General features: G+C 70.7%; 4 protein-coding genes. 1 reads left to right on the forward strand and 3 read right to left on the reverse strand.

The genetic code is table 11. The features are described from left to right. Positions 1-262: 262 nt before the first annotated feature. On the reverse strand, positions 263-937 hold the full coding sequence (locus G6019_RS10665) for an HAD family hydrolase (protein WP_107756046.1): 675 nt from the start codon (positions 935-937) through the stop codon (positions 263-265). A 126-nt stretch (positions 938-1063) separates the two neighbouring features. Between G6019_RS10665 and G6019_RS10670 the strand changes: the two genes are divergently transcribed. Beyond that, a complete protein-coding gene (locus tag G6019_RS10670; protein ID WP_182613362.1) occupies positions 1064-2056 on the forward strand; it encodes a TIGR03557 family F420-dependent LLM class oxidoreductase in 993 nt (330 codons plus the stop codon). 75 nt (positions 2057-2131) lie between these two features. Here the strand turns inward: G6019_RS10670 and G6019_RS10675 are convergent, their stop codons facing one another. Together G6019_RS10675 and G6019_RS10680 are read right to left on the reverse strand one after the other, a co-directional pair. Further along, on the reverse strand, positions 2132-3202 hold the full coding sequence (locus tag G6019_RS10675) for an ABC transporter substrate-binding protein (protein ID WP_182613361.1): 1071 nt from the start codon (positions 3200-3202) through the stop codon (positions 2132-2134). Further along, complete coding sequence (locus G6019_RS10680) at positions 3199-3975, reverse strand: ABC transporter permease (protein WP_182613360.1); 777 nt, start codon at positions 3973-3975, stop codon at positions 3199-3201. The genes G6019_RS10675 and G6019_RS10680 overlap by 4 nt, the downstream gene beginning before the upstream one ends. Positions 3976-4122: the final 147 nt, after the last annotated feature.

Here is a 4122-nt window from a genome sequence, read left to right on the forward strand (position 1 = left end):
GGGCGGCAGGCGGGCCCGCCGGGCTCGCCGGGTCCCGTGCCGGTCGCCCTGAGGTGCGCGTGCGCAATGGTCCCGAGCCGCCGCACAAGTGTGCGGAATGCGGTCGAAGAGGACGCATAGGCCGAAGAGAACGCATAGGCCGAAGAGGACGCATAAGGCAGGGGGGCGAGGCTGACGTGCCGAAGCAGAGGGCGAAGCGGAGGCGGCCGGGGTGGGTTTGGGAGGCGCGGCAGAGGCGCTCCCTGCCAGGCCCCCCCGGCGACTAGAGGGCGCCGGACGTGAGGAGGTCCAGGACGCCGGCGGCGTCGTCGGCGATAGCGGAGAACCCGGCTTCACGAAGTTCGGCGTCGCCGATACCGCCCGTCCGCACGGCTACCGAGCGGATGCCCAGTTTGCCGGCCGCGATGGCGTCCCACGTCGCATCGCCCACCATGATCGCGTCCGCGGCGTCGACGCCCGAGCGCTCGAGGGCGATCGCCACGATGGTGGGATCGGGCTTGGCCTGGTCGACGTCCTCGCCCGTGGTCACGGCGTCCACGTGGTCGTCGACATCGAGAAGCTCCCGGGCCTGCTCGAACTCCGACGGTGCCGCCGAGGTCGCGAGCACGACGATCCACCCCCGCTCCTTGGCGCCACGGATGAGGTCGCGGCCACCGGGGAGCAGGCGCAGCGTCGCCTCCGCGTAGTACTCAGAATGCAGATCCTTGGCCCGGCTCGCCACGCGTTCGCGGTCCTCGTCGTCGTCGACACCTGCGAGATCCAGGAGTTCGTCCACCAGCGTGGACCCGTCCTTGCCGATCCGGTGGTGCACCTCCACGAACGGCACCGGCGCGCCGGCCTCGGCCAGGGCGCGGTGCCAGGTCCAGACGTGGACGTAGGTGGAGTCGACCAGGGTGCCGTCGACGTCGAGGAGGAGGGCGCGCGGTGTAGTGGTCATGCGTCCGACCGTGCACCGCCCTCGGGAGGCCGGCAACCGGTGGCCCCCGCCCGGGTGTCAACCGGTGGCCCCCGCCCGGGTGGCGACCGGTGGCGACAAGCCCGGGCCCGGCGCACCCTCGGAGCCATGACACGTTTCGGATACACGCTCATGACCGAACAGTCCGGCCCCAAGGAACTCGTCCGCTACGCCGCCAAGGCCGAGCAGGCGGGATTCGACTTCGAGGTGGCCTCGGACCACTACTTCCCGTGGCTGTCCTCGCAAGGCCACGCGCCGTACGTATGGAGTGTCCTGGGCGCCGTGGCTCACGTCACCGAGAGGGTGGACCTGTGCACGTATGTCACCTGCCCGATCCTGCGCTACCACCCCGCGGTGGTGGCACAGAAGGCCGCGACCGTGCAGATCATGTCCGACGGCCGGTTCATGCTGGGCATCGGCGCGGGGGAGAACCTCAACGAGCACGTGGTGGGTCAGCGGTGGCCCTCGGTCGACGAGCGACACGAGATGACGGTGGAGGCTCTGGAGATCATCGGCGAACTGTTCGACGGCGGCCTGGTGACCTACTCCGGCGAGCACTTCCGCGTGGACTCGGCCCGGCTGTGGGACCTGCCCGAGAAGCGGGTGCCGATCGGCGTGGCAGCCGGCGGGGAAAAGGCCGTCGGCCGGCTCGGGCCGCTCGCCGATCACCTCATCGCCACCGAGCCGGAGCCCGCCCACATCGAGAACTGGAACGCGCTCGAGGGACGGAAGAACATCGGTGACGGTGCCCGGGCCATCGCCCAGATCCCCATCAGTTGGGATCCCGAGTCCGAGAAGGCGGCCGTCGAGCGGGCGCACGACCAGTTCCGCTGGTTCGCCGGGGGCTGGGCCGCCAACGCCGACCTGCCCACCACCGCCGGATTCGCCGCCGCCACCAAGTTCGTCCGCCCCGAGGACGTGGCCGAGCAACTTCCCTGCGGTCCCGACCTGGACGCGATCGTCGAGAAGATCCAGCCCTACTGGGAGGCCGGGTACACGGACGTCGCGCTGATCCAGATCGGCGACTCCACCCTGGACCGGTTCCTCGAGGAGGCCGCCGAGCCGCTGCTCGCGCGGTTGCGGGAGGCCTCCCCGAACTGAGGCAGGCCGATCCCCGACGTCGAATGGCTGGCGGGCCTCTCTCGGGCGGGGCCTGCTGGATGGCGGGGCGCGGTTCTAGTCGCCGGCTCCGGGCAGGTAGTCGTTGGTCGTGGCGGCGGCACCGTCGACCTCGGTCTCCAGCAGCCCGTTCTGGTACATCCACCTCGCGTATGCCGCCCAGTCCTCGTCCGACTGCCGACCGAAATCGTCCTCGGGTAGCAGCTCGAGCGTGGCGTCGATCATCATCTCCAGGATGTCCGGGTCGTAGGAGCCCTGGGTCTCGGGGGTGAGGGCGTCGATCGCGACCTGCCGGTCCCGCAGCGCCGCGGCCTGACCCTCCGCGGTCCCCGCGAGGAAGTGCCGCACCCGCTCGGCGTAGTCGGCGTCGTCGGCGAGGCGGGTCGGGTTGGCGATGATCACCAGTTCCGCGTAGTCCGGCACCCCGAGTTCGGTGGCCGGCAGCACCACGACGTCGCCCTGAGCGGTGAGCTCGACGCCCTCGATGTTGCGGAATGCTCCGAAGATCGCGTCGACCTGGTCGGTGAGGAGCGCCTGGTTGAGGCTCTGCTGCACGTTGGGGGTGGAGATCGAACCCGGGTCGACCCCGGCCTCCCGGGCGATGAAGTCCAGAGTCGGCTGCTGGGAGGCCAGACCCGACAGCCCCACGGTCCTGCCCTCCAGGTCGGCCGCGGTGGTGATCCCGGACTCCGTCCTGGCGATCAGCGAGGTCAGCGAGGTGGGGATCAGGGCGGCCACCGAGATCACGTCGAGGCCCTGTTCCGCGGCGATGAGGGTGTCGGGCTCATACGAGATGGCCAGGTCCGCCCGCCCCAGGGACACCTCCCGCGCGGCGTCGGCCGTGTTGGCGGGCGTCATGAACGTCACGTCGACGCCGGCGTCGCCGTACGCGCCGGTGTGCTGCGCGGTGTACAGCGCCACGTGATCGGGATTGGGGCTCCAGTCCAGCAGGACACTCACCGGTGCGGCTCCGGTCTCGGTCGTGTCCGCATCGTCCGAAGCCGCCTGGCATCCGGTCAGGGCCAGCGCCGCAGCGGCGGCGATCGCGAGCATGCGGACGCCGGGTCGGGTGACGCCCGGTCGGGTGACGGTCCGGCGTGGGGCCGCGCTGGTGGGTGTGTGGGTCATGATGGGGTCCTTTCGGTGGGGGTGTTCCACGGGCAGATGAGTCGTTCGAGGATGGTCACGGTGGCCAGCAGGACGCTGGACATGATCGTCAGCACGACCACCTGGGCGAAGACGAAGTCCGTCTGGAGACGCGGGATGGCCTGCAGCATGAGGTACCCCAGGCCGTTGGTCGACCCGGTGTACTCGGCGAACACCGCGGCCACCGGCGCGAACGTGACCGAGACGCGCAATCCGGCGAACCCGCGGGGCGCGGCGGACGGCAGACGAACCCGCCAGAAGAGCGACCACCGGGTGGCGTGCAGGCTCCGCAGCGTGTCGATCACCCGGGCGTCGACGGCCCGCACGCCGGAGAGGAGGTTGAGGGCGACGGGGAAGAAACACAACAGGGCGACGACGATGACCTTCGGCGCCATCCCGTACCCGAGGGAGATCGTCAGTAGCGGACCGATCACGATCACCGGGATGGCCTGCGAGGCGACCAGCAGTGGGGTCATGGCCTGACCGATGGTGGGCACGAACGCGCTGATGATCACGACGATCACCGCGACGACCACTCCGAGGACCACACCCAGGAGGGTCTCGGAGGCGGTCAGCAGCGTGGCGGAACCGAGCCGGTCGGGCCAGGTGGTCACGAGCGAGTCGAGCACGGCGCCGGGCGCGGGGATGACGTAGGCCGGAACGAGTTCGAGCGCGGTGATCGTGATCCACGCGGCGAGGACCAGCAGGATCGTCACGCAGGCGGGAGCGGCGGATCGGAGGACTCGGATTGTCATAGGGCGGCTCCGCCGTCGGCCAGGTGGGATTCCCGCGCCAGGGCCTGGAGCACGTCCTGGCGGGTCGCCGCGAAGGCCGGGTCGCCGAGGAGGGCCTCGCGGGGGCGGTCGTCGCCGAACCACCCCGGCCAGGTGGACACCACGCGC

It is taken from the genome of Dietzia sp. DQ12-76, assembly GCF_014145045.1.
Lineage (GTDB): Bacteria > Actinomycetota > Actinomycetes > Mycobacteriales > Mycobacteriaceae > Dietzia.